We start from the raw sequence: 17,175 nt of genomic DNA, 5'->3' as shown, positions 1-17,175 counted from the left end.
CCTCTGTCAGGTTGTTTTTTTGTTATTGGGCAAACCCGAGAGCACGCGGCAGCATCATCGCCGCGCTTTCCCAGAAGGCGAACAGGAACAGGACCGCCACTTCTGCGACCAGGAACGGCCCCAGCTTGATGGCAATCCGTTCCAGTTTCTCACCGGTGACCGATGAGAGAACGAACAGGCACGCGCCGACAGGCGGCGTCATCAGCGAGATGTTGAGTGCCAGAACGAAGATGATCCCCGCATGGATCGGCTCCAGACCCACCTGAGCGGTGAGCGGAACAAGAACCGGTGCCAGGATGATCAGGATGGCGGTGATATCCATGACCATGCCGACGATAAGCAGAAGTCCGATGATGATGGCGATGACCGCATAGCGGTTGTCGGCCAGACCCAGGATGGTCTCGGCCAGCATCTGGGGGATTTTTTCAAAGCTCATCCACCAGCCGAGGATGCCGGCAAAGGCGATGATGACGAAGATCACGCCGGTGATGCGCGCTGTGCGCACGAGCATCTGGTAAAGCGCGGGCAAGGTCAGCGTGCGGTAGACGAATGCACCGATGAAGAGCGCATAGGCGACTGCAATGGAAGCAGCTTCCGTCGGCGTGACGACACCGCCGAGAATACCTCCCAGGATGATCACCGGCATCAGCAGTGCGGTAATTGAGGAAACGAAGACCTGCCAGATTTCCTTAAGATTGGCCCGGCGCTCCGCCTTGGGCAGGCTGTTGCGGGCCGCACCAAGGGTAATGACGGCCATGCAGACACCGCAGATGACGAGACCTGGCAGAATGCCTGCGGCGAACAACCCGCCAATGGAAACGCCCATGAGCGAGCCGTAGACAACCATCAGACCGGACGGCGGGATGGTCGGTCCGATGATCGAACCGGCCGCCGTTACGGCGCACGCGTAATCGCGCTTGTAGCCTTCCTTGACCATGGCGGGCACCAAGGTGCGCCCGAAGGCCGCCGCATCTGCCGTTGCCGAACCCGTTAGCCCCGCAAAGAACACGGAGGCGAGCATATTTGTATGGGCCAGCCCACCCCGGAAATGGCCGACCAGCACCTGGGCCAGCTTCACCAGCCGGTCGGTGATACCCGTCTGGTTCATGATTTCGCCGGCCAGAATGAAGAACGGCATCGCCAGAAAGGGGAAGATGTTCAACCCGTTGAAGATACGGCTCGGCCCGATGGCCAGGAACTGGTCACCGCCCATATGAATGAGGCCGATGACGCCGGCCGCGCCAATGGCAAAGCCGATAGGCATGCCGAGCAGGACAAATCCGATGAAGACAGCGGCAACGATCATGCTGCGGCCTCCGCAAACGGGGGATTGTCGAGATGGGTGCCGTTGTCCCGGATCATCGCCAGAACGGTCTGGATCGAGGCAAGGGCGGCGGCGGCCGGGATTGCCGCATAGAACGGCTGCAAACTGATACCGAAGATCATGGCCTGCCGCTTGGCGCCGCTTTGCGCGAAACCGAGCCCGTACCACAGCACGTAGAGAAACAGCGCCAGAACGCAGAGATCAATCGCCATCAGCACAATGCGGCGCAACGACACCGGCACGCGCATGATGGCAGCCGTCAGTCCTATATGGTCCCGTCTGGCGATGCCGGACGAGACGGCCAGCATGGCTGCCCAGATCATCAGGTAGCGCGCAAGGATCTCCGGCCAGGGCAACTGCCAATGAAAGAAGTAGCGATCAACCACGCCGAGCCAGACATCAAGCACAAGCAGTGCCATCAGCAAGGCTATTACAGCCTCGACGCCCGTATTCAGCCTGGCACTGGTTCTGGCAGCCCACTCGCGCATAATCCCTCCACCGAAATGTACCTTAATTACATTTTCAGAGCAGAAATTGCGTTTCGTCAAGCGTATTTTGTTTTTAAATTACATTTCTCGCGTAAATGAGGCTATGATCAGGCGCTGATTGACGATTTTGTGTAATCAAATTACAAATCCCGCAACCAGGGAGACATGTGTGCAGGCAAAGATCCGAACCCCGACCGGCGACAATACAAACGGCCATGCCGCTATCGATCTCATTTCCGCACTCCGCGATCACGCCGGCCAGTTTCCGGCGCGGGAACAAAAGGTTGCGGACTATGTGCAAAAACATCTGTCCGCGATTTCGGACATGACGATCGCCGAACTGGCAAAAGCCTGCGGCGTCAGTACACCGACCGTCGTTCGCTTTTGCAGGACACTCGGCTGTGACGGTTTCCGGGAATTCAAGCTGCGACTTGCACAGAACCTTGCCGTCAGCCTGCAGTATATTTCCGCGCCATCGACCACCGAGCAGGTTGCCAGCGAAACGGCGATCGACCGCGTTCTGGGCGCGCTTTATGCGACCGCCAATGTCATGCGGCAGCAGGTCGATCCGGCCGTTATCGAGCGGGCCGTCGAAAAGATCGCCAAAAGCCGGCAGCTTCTCACCGCCGGGATCGGCGGTGGGTCGACGATGGTGGCCGGTGAAGCGGCGAGCCGCTTTTTCCGCCTTGGCATCCCGTCTGTCGCCCTGCACGACAGCTATCTCCTGCAGATGCGCGCGGCGACGCTCGGGCCCGACGACGTTCTGCTGTGTGTCTCCGCCAGCGGCGAAGCGGATGAACTGGTCAGCGCAGCCGAGATTGCCGGCGGCTATGGGGCCACCACGATCGCGATCGCACCGAAAGGCTCTCGCCTTGCAATGATTTCCAAGATCCCCATCCTGGTCGATCTTCCCGAGGACCCGGACATCTTCAAGCCCACCGCCTCGCGATACGCGCACCTGGTGATTGTCGACGCCATCGCCATGACGGTCGCGCAAGTCCGGGCCGCCACCACAAGCGAAAACCTGCGCCGGATCCGCTCTTCCCTGACCGCCTTCCATGGCCGCACCGGACCTCAACCTCTGGGCGATTGAGCCTCATGAACACACGAAACTGCGCCGGCTTGCCAGAAACCGCCGCAATCTGATGTGAAACTGAGAGAAGCCGATTGCATTTCTTACAACGGTCACCCTATGTATGTTATTGGTTTTCATAAGCTCTTGTCGGGGACATCGTATTCATGTCGGTAGATGTTGACGCGCTGGTAGACAGACGGCGCCTCAGACGCAAAGTGACCTTCTGGCGGATCGCGACTTTTGTCGTCATCGCCGCGGCACTGATCGGGGGGCTTATCTACGTCTCCGGGGCTTCGGAATTGTCCAAGCGGACGGCGCATATCGCCCGCATCCCGATCGAAGGCGTCATCCTCGAAAGCCGCAAGACCCTGCAGATGATCGAGAAGATCGGCAAGTCCGATGCGGTCAAGGGTGTGGTGATCTCCATCAATTCTCCCGGTGGCAGCACAACCGGCGGCGAAGCGCTGTATGAAGCGCTGCGCAAGCTTTCCGAAAAGAAGCCGGTGGTCGCCGAAATCCGCACCATCGGAACCTCCGCGGGCTACATGATCGCCCTTGCCTCCGATCACATCGTCGCGAGATACAATTCCATCACCGGCTCCATCGGCGTGCTGTTCCAGTTCGGCAATATCAGCAAACTGATGGAAACGGTCGGCGTGGAAATGGATGCGGTCAAGAGTGCTCCGCTGAAGGCCGAGCCCGACTTCTATTCCCAGACGAGCCCCGAGGCACGCGCCATGCTGCAAAAGCTCGTCGACAATTCCTACGACTGGTTCGTTGCACTGGTCGCCGAGCGGCGATCTCTCGACATGCCCAGGGCCAAGGAACTTGCAGACGGCCGCATTCTGACGGGCCACGATGCCCAGACGGAAAAGCTGATCGATGCCATTGGCGGCGAAGATGTCGCAATCGACTGGCTAGTAAGCGAGAAGGGCGTTCCGAAAGATCTTCCAGTCGTCACCTGGAGCGCCAACGAAAATCTGGAAGAGCTGCCGTTTTCCTCCCGGGTCTCGCGAGAGTTCGGAAAAGGCATCGGATCGGCCATTCTGGAGCCGGTTAGTGAAGCTAAGGGGCTGATTCCACGAGGGCTTACGCTTGACGGGCTCGTATCCGTTTGGCAGGCTTCTGACGCGGCAGACAATAATCCGTAAGCGAGGGGGCACTTCATGATCAAATCTGAGCTGGTTCAGCATATCGCCGAACAAAATCCGCATCTCTATCAGCGGGACGTTGAGAACATCGTCAACGCCATCTTGGATGAGGTTACCGAAGCGCTTATGCGCGGCGACCGGGTGGAGTTGCGCGGCTTCGGCGCGTTTTCCGTCAAGAACCGCCCCGCTCGCGTCGGCCGCAATCCGCGAACCGGTCAAAAGGTCGAAGTGGACGAAAAGTTCGTGCCCTTCTTCAAAACCGGCAAGGAAATGCGTATACGGTTGAACGATGGTGTGGACCACGGCGACGACTGATTGCGTTTGCCACGGCACGCCATTTAAAATCGACTTCTGATCTGGCCAAAACCGGGAGAACCCAGTGACCCGTTTCCTCAAGAACGTGATCTTGTTCGTTATCGCGGTTGTCCTGATCCCGTTGTCGGTGGCGAACCGGCACACGGTCTCCCTGTCGCTCAATCCCCTCGACCCGCAGGACCCGCGCCTGACGATCCCGGACATTCCGCTGTTCTGGATCATCTTCGCAAGTCTGGGTGTCGGCATCATCGTCGGTGGACTTGGTGCATGGGCCAAACAGGGCCGCTGGCGCAAGGAAGCACGCGTGAAGCGCCGGGAAGCCGCGAAATGGCACAAGGAAGCCGACCAGCTGCGGGAAATGAACACCGCAGGTCAGCCGGCATCCAATCTCAAGGGACTGGCAGGACCGGGCAACCGCAACGCCGCCTGACCGGCCGACATTACCATGCGTATTATCTCCAGCGACGAGATCGATGCCTGCCTGGAAGACAGGGCCGTTCTTGAAACGCTGCGCCGGGCCTATCGCTCAAGCACAGTCGCGCCCAAGGCTTCCCCCTTGCCCATCGGCCGGCTGAACCAGCAGCAAGGCGCGTTTACCGTACAGCCGGCCTGGACTGACTTTACCCAACAAGGCGACGTCAAGCGCGGCTATATCGGCTGCTCCCTGGCGCTGGATCTTCCTGAACAAACGGGCCTGTCCTCAAGTCTCTACCTATTATTTTCCGGTTCCGGCGGACAACCGATCGCCCTTCTGGATGGCATGCGCCTTACAGTCTGGCGCACGGCCGGTCTTCATGCGCTCGGGGCAAGTTACCTGTCCCGCGAAGACACGTCCCGCCTGCTGGTCATCGGCGACGACCCGAGATTGCCCCGGCTTGTGTGCGGTTATGCGGCCGTGCGCAACCTGACGTCGATCCTTCTGGCCGGCGTGTCGCCGGAAATCCAGAAAAGGATCGCCGCCTTGCCCGCGCTCAAGGGGGTCAATGTCGGCATCACGAACGAGATCTATGCCGCGCAGGAAGGCGCGGACATGATCTGCATTGCCGGTCCGGAAAACGAAACAGGCACCCATCACGCCCTCACCTACCTGGATCCTCCTGCGGGCTGTCACGTAGATGTGCTGGATCCGGAAGCACAATTGCCGACAGAACTGCTGCAGGAAGCACGGCTGTTCACCACCGACCTGAGCGAACCGCCGCGGCCGGATCTTGAATGGGCTGCCGACCTGAAAGACCTCACACAGGGCACGAAAGCCGGCCGGCGTTACTACGGCCAGCGCACGCTGTTTTTGCCTGCCCCGCGCACCGGGCTCGCAGACTACGCACTGGCTGCACACGTTTTTTTGAGGACGTGACCTCTGGAACTCGTGCCTGTGCACACCATATCCCGGAACAGCAGGGGGAATCCATGAAAGCGAGCGCCCGAAAAGGGTCGCCCGGATGACGGCTTGGCCGCCATGGGTTTCTCATTGGTATCTTGAAGGAGCAAATCATGCTGACGACGCTTGCCTATTCGGCAAGCCTTCCGGCAATCGCAATTGGGCTGATGTACTATGTGTCAGCCTGCTCGGGGCTTGTCTACTAGTGCCTTGATGGCACCCTGGCCGTTCGACCCTACGGGCGAGACCGGCTGCCTCCAAGGGTTTGGCACGTTCGGCCGATCGCGCCAAACCCGTCATACGATAATCGTGAAGCCGGTTCCCCGTGGGCCGGCTTTTGTCGTTCCTGGACTGTCCGCTGAGGCCACGGGACGGAAAGCCATCCCGGCTTAGCTGGGATCTGAACCTGTTCCAAAACGGTGTCCGGGCAAGGTCCAGCCACGCAGGATCGCTCCGCCGCGCAAGATCAGCGCAAAGCTTGCGGCAAGGATCGCGGCAAGGATTTGCGGCGCACCCAATTGCACCAGCACAACAAATCCACCCGCACCGGCAAAAGCCGCACCGACATAGATTTCCGGCTTCACGATGGAGGAAGGTTCACGGGCGATGGTGTCCCGCAGGATGCCGCCGAAAGTTGCCGTCGAGACACCCATCAGGATCGCCACCAGGATCGTGTCACCGACAGTCAGGGCCTTGGCAGCTCCCATGACAGAATAGGCCGCAATACCGATAGCATCGGCCCATCTCAAGGGTTTGCTGAGCTTTTCGATCCACTCGGCAAAATACCAGACCAGCGCGCTGACGACGAAGCACACCAGCAGATACCATTCGTTCTCCACCCAGAAGACCGGTACACCCAGCAAAAGGTCACGCAGGGTACCACCACCGATCCCCGTCAGCGTGGCAAAGAACAGCAGGGCAACGATATCCAGCTGCTTGCGCGAAGCGACGATGCCGCCGGTAATGGCGAATACCGCCACCCCGAGATAGTCCAGCATTTGCAGCAGCATTCCGTCCCCCATAGCCACTTTCTTTCCGAAGGCAGTACCTGAGGTCCGGGTCTTTGTCATCCCGTAGCATGCCACGCCGGCGCTCGGCCCTACGTCTGAGGGGCTGCATATCTCGCTCAAGGGATTAGGAAAGTTCGACCAGACCGCTTTCTGGAAAACACTGATCGTTGGGCTGTCATCCTCGCGCGTCGCGTCGACAGCAGGACTGGCTCCGGTTGGCTGTGTTGACGAAAGGGTTGCCCCAAAGAAAAGGGGCCACTCCGCTGGATGCGGAGCAGCCCTTCAAAGCTCTAGGGTCGGTTGAAATCAGGCGTTCTTGTCGACTGTCTGTCCGGCTTCAGCCGACGCCGCAACATCCTTCGGGCCACCCTTGGAAACGCCGACCATGGCCGGGCGTAGCACGCGGTCGCCAATGACGTAGCCGGCCTGCATGACCTGTACAACCGTGTTGTTCGGCACTGCGGTGTTCGGCACCTCGAACATGGCTTGGTGGAAGTTCGGGTCGAACTTCTGGCCTTCCGGGTCCAGTTTCTTGACGCCATTCTTTTCAAGCTGGTTGAGCAGATCGCGCTCGATCATCTCGACGCCTTCGATCAGCGAAGCAACACCCGCATCGGCGTTCTTGCGGTCATCTTCCGGCAACGCCTCAAGTGCGCGGCGCAGGTTGTCGGAAACCGTCAGCATGTCACGGGCAAAACCTGACACGGCGTACTGGCGGGCGTCCTTGACTTCCTTTTCCGTGCGGCGGCGCAGGTTTTCCATTTCCGCCATGACGCGAAGCGCGCGATCCTTCAGATCCGCGTTTTCGGCTTTCAGAACTTCGATCGGATCGACACCGGCCGCTTCGACAGCTTCCGGCTGTTCCGCTGCTGCGGTTTCCGGCGTTGCTTCTGCCGGCTGCTCTTCCGGGGTTTTGTTTTCGTCGCTCATGAATGATCCGTTTGCTCAGACTGTTTGCGGGTGCTTATACGACCGGTTGGCGTTTTTTCAAAGAGCATCGGCGGATAGGCTTTCGCTTACCCGCCGGATGCGCTCATATGAACCGCAGCCGGTCAGCCGCAGATATATTTCGGAATTAAAGGGCGCTCTTGATCCAGTCGGAGAGTTTGCCCTTCGGCGCTGCACCGATCTGGGTTGCCATCGGCTCGCCGTCCTTGAACAGGATCAGCATCGGAATGGACCGAACGCCGTATTTCATCGCCATGTCCTGGTTCTCGTCGATGTTGAGCTTGGTGATCTTCACCTGGCCATTCATCTCTTCGGAGATTTCTTCAAGAGCCGGAGCGATCATCTTACACGGACCGCACCATTCGGCCCAGAAGTCGACCACGACCGGGCCGTCGGATTTCAGGACTTCGGCTTCAAACGAAGAGTCGGTAACTTGTGTGGTAGCCATAACTAGATCTCGTAGGTCTCAGGATCGCGCCTACCCGATGTAAGCGCGTCAGTTGGCAAGAACGTAGGAAGCCGAGGGCCTGCCGTCAAGCCGATGTGCCGTCAGGACGCAGTCCGGCGAAGGTTTCTTCCAGCACCTTTTCGGGGATTTCCATCAGGCTCGGCACCGCGGTCCACAGAAGCTGGGCGGAAATCTCCCTGTCCGGATAAATCTGCTTCAGCATTTCCCTGTAAACACAAAGCTGTGCGCGGTACTCGAGCGGGATTTCGGCAACTGATGCCGGCGGATGGAAATTGGTCTTGTAATCCACAATCACCACCCGGTTATCCTCAACCACCAGCCGGTCGATCTGTCCGGATATCTCGACTTCCGTGCCGTCGCTTGCCCGAATCGTCCCGACCAGCGGAACTTCGGCGCGGGCATGACCGCAAAACAACGTCTCGAATTCCGGCATCTCGAGAATCGCAGCCACTTCGCGCAGAAGGTGAGGCAAGCGCTCGGCAAATTCCGGCTTCAGGGCCTGCTTGAGGTAGGCTTCCGACGCTGCCATGCGGGCGTCTTCAGCCAAGTCCGGCAACAGCTCCAGAAGCCGGTGGATCAGGCGACCGCGCTCCAGGGGCCAGGAAGCAAGATCCCTGCCCGCCTGCAGGCGAGATACCGCAGGCACCGGTTCGATGCCGTCCTTTTCCTCCATCGCCTCGAATGCCCGTGAGGGCTGAAGGCGTTTCTTCCTGGCAAGCGGACGGACGGGACTGGAGAGCCAGTCCGGCAACGGCAGTTCTTCGCTGCGCGGCTCTGCGGAGGTATGCGGCGCCGCGCCTGCCTCGGGCTCGGCGATGACGCCGTCCTTCTGCCAGCGCCAGGCGGAGACGGATCCATCCGTCGCTGTCAGTTCACGCGCCTCGGGCTTCAACGCCCGCGAGACCATCGAATACCAGCAGTTCTCGTGGGCACCGCGTTTCGGTTCCCAGCCGCAGACGATCAGCCGGTCTTCGGCGCGGGTCAGAGCCACATACAACAGGCGCCGGTATTCTTCCTCCTGCGCGTCCCGCAGGGCTTCCACCGCCGCGTCGTGCCAGGGCGTCCGGTCCGCCTTGGGCGGCAGCCAGACCAGAGCCGGTGGCAGAAGATCGTTTTCCAGACGCTTGCGCGGCAGGAAGGCCGGATCGTGGATTGCGCTGACGGGGGCTGCCCCCGGATCGACCAGAACGACGATCCGCGCTTCCAGCCCCTTGGAACCATGCACGGTCATGATGCGGACCATGCCCTTGGTATTGGTCAACTCACGCTTGATCTCGGTCGGTGCCGCTGCCATCCAGGCAAGGAACCCTTCCAGGCCCGGCGTGCCGGATTGCTCATAGGCAATGGTGAGCGCCAGGAACTCGTCCAGAACGTCATCGACTTCCACGCCGAGGCGAGCGCGAAATGCTTTCCGGCCACCATCAGCCCCCAGCAGCCGGGCATAGAATTCGTAAGGCGGCACGAAGTCGGCGCGTGCGCGCCAGTCTTCCAGCCTTGCGCGCACGGCCTTCCATTTGTCCGAACTGTCCGACCGTTTCACCAGCATCTGCCACAGCGTTCCGGGGCGCACCTTTTCCGGCGTTTCCCGGGCAACCTCCAGCAGGTCGTCGTCCGTCAGGTCGAACAGCGGGCTCTTCAGCACGCAGGCAAGCGACAGGTCGTCTTCCGGCAGCAACAGGAACCTGCCGAGAGCGGCAAGATCCTGAACAGCGATATGGTCCGTCAGAACAAGGCGGTCACTGCCGGCAGCCGGGATGTCCAGCTCCTTCAGTTCCCGGTTGAGCGCTTCGACAAAAGGCCCGCGCTTGCGCACGAGGATCATCACATCGCCGGGATTTGCCGTGCCATCGCGCATCCACTGGGCAATTTCAGCAGCAATACGCCTGGCCACCTTCAGCATCGGGCTGCCCGAACCGACGTGGTCGATCGGCTGGCGCCAGTCGTCCGGCTCCTCGATCTCCGCCTCGGCCTCCAGTGGCCACAGATCAACGATCCCCGGGTCGCGCCGGATGGCTTCATGGACCGGCGCTTTCACGTCCTGCGACAGTCCTTTGTGGGCGCTTTCGTCGTGAAACACCTTGTCGACCGCTCCAAGAACATCCGGCGTGGAGCGGAAGGAGAGCAGCAGATTGACGGAATGAAACTCAAGCTCGGCCGCCTCGGCCTTGCCGGAAAAGGCCCGGCGCATGGCATCGAAATAGGCCGGAACAGCGCCCTGGAACGAGTAGATAGACTGTTTTTCGTCGCCCACCGCAAACAGCGTGCGGACCCGGTCTCTTGCACCAGTCCCGGCGAAGAACTCGGAGGCAAGCGAAGTCACCACTTCCCATTGGCGCGGGCTGGTGTCCTGAGCCTCATCAACAAGGATATGATCAAGCCCCTGGTCGAGCTTGTATTGCACCCAGAGCGCCGCATCGGACTTCTGCAGCAGTGTTGCCGTCTTGACCACCAGATCCTCGAAATCGAGATACCCGCGGGCGGTCTTGGCGCGCTCATAATGACCGATCACCGCGTCGGCGAGACGCAGCAGGGCTGTGGTTCCCTCATAGGTCGCCACCTTCCGGCGCTGGTCCAGCAGCTCCAGCAGGCGATGTTGTTCCGCCTCCAGCGCCTCAAGCATCTGGGGGAACGTTTCAGCGACCTTCTTGGTGGCGAGCGACTTTCGCGGCTCAAGCTTGGCTGTCAGGAAAATCGCCTGCCAGGCCTCGCGGAAAGCGGTTATGTCCGTGAGCCTCGCGGCGGCAACCAGATCGTCCGCACGCGCCTGATCGGTCTTGGTGCCGGTTCGCAGTGCCTCGGCATAGGCAAGACAGGTGTTCAGATCAAACGAGCATGCGGACCGAAACTGCTCGTCGAAATCCGCGAGCCGCAGAGCCGGATCGGTTTCCAGAAGACCGGCAAGCTCGGCGAGCGCGGTTTCCAGATCGCCGGCATCAATCGTCCAGCGGCGGAAGGCGTCACGGCTCTGGATCAACTCGTCCAGAGCCTTCTGGGCGCCGCCGTCGCTCATCAGATCAATGACAGACGCCAGAGCCCTGCCAAAGGCGCTTTCCGGCTGGGTCTCGGCAACATGCAGCACGGTCGCGCGAGAGGTCGCCATGAGTTCCGCGGCCACCCGGTCGTCGAGCACTGCAAAATGGCCCGCGACGTTTGCTTCCAGCGGAAACTGGTGCAGCAGGGATTCGCAGAAACCGTGAATGGTCTGGATCTTCAACCCGCCCGGTGTTTCCAGTGCCCGGGCAAACAGGCGACGCGCCATCGCCAGGCGCGCGGCGTCTGGTTTGCGGCCTTCAATATCCTGCAATTCGGCCGCGAGTGCGGCATCATCCTTGGTGACCCATTCGCCGAGGATCTTGAAAACGCGGGTCGCCATTTCGGCAGCAGCGGCCTTGGTAAAGGTCAGCGCAAGAATACGAGAGGGATCGGTGCCATCCAGCAGCAGCCGCACCACCCTGCGGGACAGAACGAAGGTCTTGCCCGATCCGGCATTGGCACTCACCCAGGCCGAGGCCCGTGGGCGGGAGGCAAGGTCCTGCCGTTGCCTTGTCACTTCAGGGATCTGAAAGCTCATGAAGGCTCCTCCGATCCAAGTGCCCATTCCTGCGTTCTGGCAAGATGATCATAGTCACCGCCCATCTGCCGCTCACGCATGACGCGGGCACGGGACAGGTAACCAATGTCTTCCCTGACATAGTGGGCGATCAACTGTTCCAGCCGCGTCCAGGCGTCTTCCACCAGATCTTCCAGCGGCGTATCCTTCGGGTTTCGCGGCGCTTCGATCACAGGTTCGCTGCCGCCCTTCAGCTGCAGATACAAAAGCTCGGATATGGGCGCATCAGCCGGCACATCCTTGAACCCGAACCGCCGGACCATCGCGGCCTCCAGCGGCAATTGCGGCGACAGGAGCGCGTCGACCTGCTTTTGCGAGGGCACCTGCCCTGTCTTGTAGTCGACCACGGACAGCCCGCCGCCACTCAGAAGGTCGATCCGGTCTGCCCGGCCGCGCAGGCGGAAATCGAAGCCGGGCAACTTCAATTCCACACCGCCCCCGATTTCCAGGAACCGCTGACTGACGTGTTGCGACCGCCTCGCTTCGTAGGCAACGAAGCCAGCCGCGATCTTCTGGAAACGCGGCCACCAGAGCGCCCGGATCGCCGGAAACGCATCAAGAGGCTCAAACAGCTCCTCGCCGATCTCTGTCAGGGCCTTTACGGCACTGTCGTCGAATGCGCCGGTCCAGGTCAGCAGGAAATCTGCCAGCGCATCGTGAATGAGGTTGCCCTTGTCGGCCGCACCGGGTTCGCCGCCGATCGGGTCGACCGGCTGCAGCTCAAGCACGTGACGGGCAAAGATCGCGTAGGGATCGCGGATCAAGCGTTCGATTTCGGTGATGGAGAGCGATTTCGGGCGCGCTGCCAAGGGCGGACGAGGGTGAGGCCGGGACGCGGGCCGCACTGCGCCTTCCGGCCGGTCGAGCTGTGCTGCAAGGGCGGAATATACCGCCCCTTGCGCTTCCAGTTTCTTCGTCAGGTCAGGCCCGGCAAGCGTGGTCAGGCGCTGCAGCCAGCGCGATGCGACAGTGGGAGCGCCGTCGGAGCGTGCGGCACGCGACAGAAGGACCCGCCGTGCACCCATGCCTTGCGCAAAGTCATGTGCGGCCGCACCGAGCCGGCGTTCCGGGGGTTCCAGCCCCATGTCGCGCTTCATCGGCCGGTTCAGCCATGGATCATTGCGCGTGCGTTGAGGCCAGACGCCCTCATTGAGGCCACCCAGGATCGCAAAATCAAAGGCCTGAAGCCGTGCTTCCATGGGACCGAGGATCTGCACCCGCTGGTCGCCCGGCAGCCTGCGCCGTACGGCCTGACCGGACATCAGCGCAGGCAGTACCGACGGCCATTCGCCGGCGGGAATTTCCAGTCCGCTGGAGCTTGCTTCCAGAAGACCGGTCAGGAACTGGGCCAGCGCCTCGCCCGCCTCACCGTCGTAAAGTTCGGCCACCGAACCTTCGTGATCGATCGAGATCGCCTCGATCACATCGACATGCCGCCGTGCGAGGTCGGTCAGAAGGATCGTGCCGCCTTCTGCGGCAAGTTCTTCCAGCGGTTTCAGTGCGTTCGCCAGCCGGTCGACAAGGTTCGCAATCACATCCCAGTCTTCGTCGTGGATCTTTTTCCAGCGTGGCGTATGTGCCTTGCCCGCATCTTCCCGGCTCGCCTCGACAGCCAGCCGCAAACCTGCCGTTCCCGGCCGGGCGCGCGGTCCGCGAACCACGCCACGCTCCAGCGCGCGGGCGGCAGACCGGATGTCCTTCACCGGCAGGCCCAGCCGTGTCAGCGGATGCTTCAGAAGCGCCAGAAGATCGATAGGCTCGCAGCCGCCAAGTGCGAGTTTTGCTGCCAGGATCGCCAGGATCGCCGGTGCGGTCTGATCGAGCGGACGGCCGGCACTGTCGTCCACCTGGATGTTCCAGCGAGCAAGCTCCGCCGCAACCCGGCGCGTCAACATGCGGTCCGGCGAAATGAGGGCCGCACTTTCCTGCCGCTCGATCGCTTCGCGCAAGGCAATCGCCACGCTCAAGGCTTCGTCCGCCTCGTTGCGGGCAGTCATGATCGAAACACCATCCAGCGCCTCGGCCCTGTCCGTTTCGGGACGGGCGTCCAGATAGGCTGTCCAGCCATCGGAGGTATCGGCGGGACGCAGGGCCTCGGAGACCAGTTCCTCACGCAGCAGGAGCCCCCGGTCCGGGTTTGGCCCGAGTGTTACGACCTCTTCCCGCCCGGCACCCAGCCGATCAAGCAACTGCTTCAGCGAATACTGCGGATGTGAAGGCAGGGTTGCCGCGTCTTTCTGCATCACCCCCTTGCGGGTCGAGGCCTTGCCCGTCTTTTCTCCCAATACGGCCCAGGAGCGGCTGTCCAGATAGCGGTCCAGTCCAGGCAGCACGACGACGCCGGTTTCAAGCCGGGAGACAACCTTCAGCAATTCGGCGGTGGCCGGAACCGAGCCGGTGACACCCGCAACAATGACCGGGCCACGAGGAGGTGTCCGTTCCAGGCGCTCGGCCTCGCGCCGGATAAGGGCCGAGCGGCGTGCCTTCGGGTCCATCATTTTCAGTTCGGCCAGATGCGCGGGCCAGGCCTCCCGCACGATCTGCAGGAAATCGAGCGTGATCTGCCAGTACCGGGCGTGGTCCTCCGGCACCAGACCGGACAGTTCCGTCCAGTCGGCTTCTTCCGTTTCAACCTCGTCCATCAGCGTCAGCAGGTCTGCCGCCAACCAGGCTGCATCGGCCGTCGACGCCGGAAGGCCGAGAGGTTCGTCGGACCTCAGACTGAGCGCTTCCCGGCGCAGCATGCCCTTCCAGGCCTTCACCAGCCGCGTCATCGCAAGATGACGTTCCAGAAGGGGCATTGCCGGCGGCAGAGGTTCCAGATCCGCATTGGCGGTCAGGCTCTGCGCATCCTCGTCGGCATCGCCCACCGGGCGGATGGCAGGCAGGAGAACCGGCCGGCCACCAAACCGCTGCTGGAAAAGCTCCGGCAGCAGGCGCGCGGCGCGGCGCGTCGGCAGATATAGCGTGACCGACGGCAGCAGCAGTGGATCGTCCAGCGGGCGAAAGCCAGGGATCAGGCTGCCGTCGACCAGTGTGTCGACCAGCGTTTTCAGGAAAGGGACGGACGGCGGGACAGACCAGAGGCGCGCGCTGCGGGCCATCCTCAGGCGGCACTCTCGCGAACGGCATATTCGGCGGCACGAATGGCCTCCGGGGTTCCGATATGCAGCCACAGGCCTTCCATCTGAACGCCGTAAAGACGCCCGGCTTCAATCGCCCTGTCGAAAAGCCTGTTCATGGAGAACGGCCCGTCCGGGGCATCTTCGAACAGGCGCGGGTGCAAAATGGTTGCTCCTGCATAGGCAAAGGGCGTCACGCCCTTTTCCTGCCGCCGGGTCAACGCCCCATCCTTTGCCATGTCGAAATCACCACGGCCGGAATAACCGACCGCTTTCACGGTTTCGGCAACCAGAAGCAGGGCGTCCATGCGGCTCTCGTCCCAGGCTTCGATCATGTGTTCCAGGTTGGGTTTGACGCCTTCGATCCAGTAGCAGGTGTCGGCATTGAGCTGAAAGAACGGCTCTTCGCCCAATAGCGGCAGCGCTTTCTTGATACCGCCCCCGGTTTCCAGAAGCTGATCGCGTTCGTCGGAAATCAGGATTTCCATATCAGGGCGGCGACGGACATGAACCTCCACCAGATCGGCAAGGTAGTGCACGTTGACCACACAGGTCTTCACGCCGGCTGCCGCCAGCCGGTCCATGCCATGGTCGATCAGGGCCTGACCGTTGACCTCGATCAGGGGCTTGGGCGTCGTTGCCGTCAGCGGGCGCATGCGCTTGCCGAGGCCTGCGGCCAGGATCATGGCTTTGGAAGGGCGAAACCGCTTGTCTGTCATCATCTGTCTCAAATGTGCGACCGGTTGAACGCGGCGCGTTCAGTGCCGGTAGCGTGCGTACCAGTCTTTCAAATCCGACAGGAACGGCCTGTCAAGCACCCGGTCGAGATAGCCTAGCATGCGCGGCAAATGGCTCAAGTAAGCCGGCTTACCATCGCGCTCGGCCAGACGGACGAAGATGCCGAGGATCTTGGAGATCCGCTGCGCCGCCATGACCGCAAAGGCTTTCGAAAAACCAACTTCATCGAACTCTGCGGACTGCATTTTTCTTGCCGAGAGATAAGCATCGTAGAGCGCCGTTTCCAGAGCTTCGTCCATGTCCGTGCGGGCGTCCAGCAGCAGGGATGCAACATCATAGGCAACCGGGCCATAGACTGTGTCCTGGAAATCGATCAGGCCGATCCTGTCGGTTCCTTCAGCACCCGCCTGCCAAAGGAGGTTCGGCGAATGAAAATCGCGCAGCACCCAACCTGTCTGGGCCTCGCTTATGTCTTCAAGTGCTTCGCGCCATAGCCGTTCGAATTCCGAGCGCGTGCTCTCGTCGGCCGGCTTTCCGGCAACCTTCGGGACATACCAATCCAGAAACAGCGCCGCTTCGGCAACAAGCGCGTCCGCTGAATAGTCTGGGACCCGATACAGCCCACCATCAGCGAGCGAGACCGTTTTTGGCCAGGCCTCACCATGCATCTTCGCCAGGACATCGACGGCAGCAAAATATCTTTCGCGCACCGGTTTGCCGTCTACCACGATGGTATCCCGGCCAAGATCGGACGAGAGGATCAGCCCGTTTTCCAGGTCGCTCGCCAAAAGATCGGGCGCGCGAAGACCATGGTTCCTGAGTTCCGTTCCCACCGCGACAATCGCCCGGCAGTCGCGCGCCAGATGCACCTTTTCCATGTAGGCGCGGACAGCTTCCGGCACCGCGTCCCCCTGGAAAGGCCAGCGCATCAGAACAGCTGTCGAAGACCCTGTTGCAACCGTCTCGAACGTTCGCAGGGAGGCATCGCCTGCCAGGAAACGGCGCTCGGCATCCGGAAGACCAGCGGTCCCCAGAAAGGACCGCGTTGCCAGCGATTGCCCGATCCGGTTCTGCCAGTGCGGGGCGTCCGAATAGAGGCTGAACCGGCGATGGTCATCGCTGTCAGTCGGCTGGGTGATCTGGATCCAGAGGGCATTGCCGGGCAGCAGCTCGTTCGCCTTCTCCGGCCATTCGATCAGCGCGGCTCCCGTTTCCAGAAGGTCATCCAGCCCGAGCTCTTCCAGTTCTTCGGGCTCTTCAAGCCGGTAAAGATCGAAGTGGGACAGGTCGAAACGCGGCAAATCGTAGGTCTGCACGAGCGTGAAGGTCGGGCTCGGCACTTCCAGCTCCGGCTCACCGGCAAAGGCCCGGATCAGCGCCCTGGTGAACGTGGACTTCCCGGCACCAAGATCGCCCGACAGGCAAATGACATCGCCGGGCTTCAGGACCATCGCGATGTCGTTGGCAAGTCGCCGCGTGCCCTGTTCGTCGGCAATTTCGATTGTCTGAAAGGCGCCCGACAGGGCTTGCAGCTGGTGGTCTGCCAT

General features: G+C 61.3%; 14 protein-coding genes. 5 read left to right on the top strand and 9 right to left on the bottom strand.

Going from position 1 to position 17,175, the window contains the following annotated elements:
- Positions 1 to 22: 22 nt before the first annotated feature.
- Both Q666_RS36550 and Q666_RS36545 read right to left on the bottom strand, forming a co-directional pair.
- Positions 23 to 1,306 carry a TRAP transporter large permease gene (locus tag Q666_RS36550; protein WP_022998962.1) on the bottom strand — a complete coding sequence of 428 codons (1,284 nt, stop codon included), beginning with the start codon at positions 1,304 to 1,306 and terminating at the stop codon, positions 23 to 25.
- Entirely contained in the window at positions 1,303 to 1,812 is a 510-nt protein-coding gene (locus Q666_RS36545) for a TRAP transporter small permease subunit (RefSeq protein ID WP_022998963.1), read from the bottom strand. The genes Q666_RS36550 and Q666_RS36545 overlap by 4 nt, the downstream gene beginning before the upstream one ends.
- A gap of 169 nt (positions 1,813 to 1,981) precedes the next feature.
- Here Q666_RS36545 and Q666_RS36540 point away from each other — a divergent pair, with 169 nt between their 5' ends.
- The 5 genes from Q666_RS36540 to Q666_RS36520 all read left to right on the top strand — a co-directional run bounded on the left by Q666_RS36540 (position 1,982) and on the right by Q666_RS36520 (position 5,707).
- Positions 1,982 to 2,905 carry a MurR/RpiR family transcriptional regulator gene (locus Q666_RS36540; RefSeq protein ID WP_022998964.1) on the top strand — a complete coding sequence of 308 codons (924 nt, stop codon included), beginning with the start codon at positions 1,982 to 1,984 and terminating at the stop codon, positions 2,903 to 2,905.
- A 146-nt stretch (positions 2,906 to 3,051) separates the two neighbouring features.
- Positions 3,052 to 4,038 carry a signal peptide peptidase SppA gene (gene sppA, locus Q666_RS36535; protein WP_022998965.1) on the top strand — a complete coding sequence of 329 codons (987 nt, stop codon included), beginning with the start codon at positions 3,052 to 3,054 and terminating at the stop codon, positions 4,036 to 4,038.
- Between the two features lie 15 nt (positions 4,039 to 4,053).
- The gene (gene ihfB / locus Q666_RS36530) at positions 4,054 to 4,353 is read left to right on the top strand and encodes an integration host factor subunit beta (RefSeq protein WP_006940254.1); all 300 of its coding nucleotides are present in this window, start codon (positions 4,054 to 4,056) and stop codon (positions 4,351 to 4,353) included.
- Positions 4,354 to 4,417: 64 nt separating this feature from the next.
- Entirely contained in the window at positions 4,418 to 4,783 is a 366-nt protein-coding gene (locus tag Q666_RS36525; protein WP_022998966.1) for a lipopolysaccharide assembly protein LapA domain-containing protein, read from the top strand.
- 15 nt (positions 4,784 to 4,798) lie between these two features.
- Positions 4,799 to 5,707 carry an ornithine cyclodeaminase gene (locus tag Q666_RS36520; RefSeq protein WP_022998967.1) on the top strand — a complete coding sequence of 303 codons (909 nt, stop codon included), beginning with the start codon at positions 4,799 to 4,801 and terminating at the stop codon, positions 5,705 to 5,707.
- Positions 5,708 to 6,120: 413 nt separating this feature from the next.
- Here Q666_RS36520 and Q666_RS36515 read toward each other — a convergent pair whose 3' ends face one another.
- The 7 genes from Q666_RS36515 to tsaE form a co-directional block, all read right to left on the bottom strand.
- The gene (locus tag Q666_RS36515) at positions 6,121 to 6,741 is read right to left on the bottom strand and encodes a trimeric intracellular cation channel family protein (protein WP_022998969.1); all 621 of its coding nucleotides are present in this window, start codon (positions 6,739 to 6,741) and stop codon (positions 6,121 to 6,123) included.
- Positions 6,742 to 7,047: 306 nt separating this feature from the next.
- Positions 7,048 to 7,671 (bottom strand): nucleotide exchange factor GrpE, encoded by a 624-nt coding sequence (gene grpE / locus Q666_RS36510; RefSeq protein WP_022998970.1) that lies wholly within the window; start codon positions 7,669 to 7,671, stop codon positions 7,048 to 7,050.
- A 145-nt stretch (positions 7,672 to 7,816) separates the two neighbouring features.
- Positions 7,817 to 8,137: a thioredoxin gene (gene trxA / locus Q666_RS36505; protein WP_022998971.1), complete on the bottom strand. Its 321-nt coding sequence runs from the start codon at positions 8,135 to 8,137 to the stop codon at positions 7,817 to 7,819.
- A gap of 85 nt (positions 8,138 to 8,222) precedes the next feature.
- Positions 8,223 to 11,729 carry a double-strand break repair helicase AddA gene (addA, locus tag Q666_RS36500; RefSeq protein ID WP_022998972.1) on the bottom strand — a complete coding sequence of 1,169 codons (3,507 nt, stop codon included), beginning with the start codon at positions 11,727 to 11,729 and terminating at the stop codon, positions 8,223 to 8,225.
- Entirely contained in the window at positions 11,726 to 14,872 is a 3,147-nt protein-coding gene (gene addB, locus Q666_RS36495) for a double-strand break repair protein AddB (protein ID WP_022998973.1), read from the bottom strand. Before addB ends, addA begins: the two co-directional genes overlap by 4 nt.
- Before the next feature lie 2 nt (positions 14,873 to 14,874).
- Complete coding sequence (locus Q666_RS36490; protein ID WP_031268670.1) at positions 14,875 to 15,609, bottom strand: nucleotidyltransferase family protein; 735 nt, start codon at positions 15,607 to 15,609, stop codon at positions 14,875 to 14,877.
- Positions 15,610 to 15,648: 39 nt separating this feature from the next.
- A complete protein-coding gene (gene tsaE, locus Q666_RS36485; RefSeq protein WP_022998975.1) occupies positions 15,649 to 17,175 on the bottom strand; it encodes a tRNA (adenosine(37)-N6)-threonylcarbamoyltransferase complex ATPase subunit type 1 TsaE in 1,527 nt (508 codons plus the stop codon).

The sequence above is a fragment of the Labrenzia sp. C1B70 genome (assembly GCF_000475395.1).
Classification (GTDB): Bacteria; Pseudomonadota; Alphaproteobacteria; order Rhizobiales; family Stappiaceae; genus Roseibium; species Roseibium algicola.
This window is presented reverse-complemented; position numbering and strand designations above follow the sequence as displayed.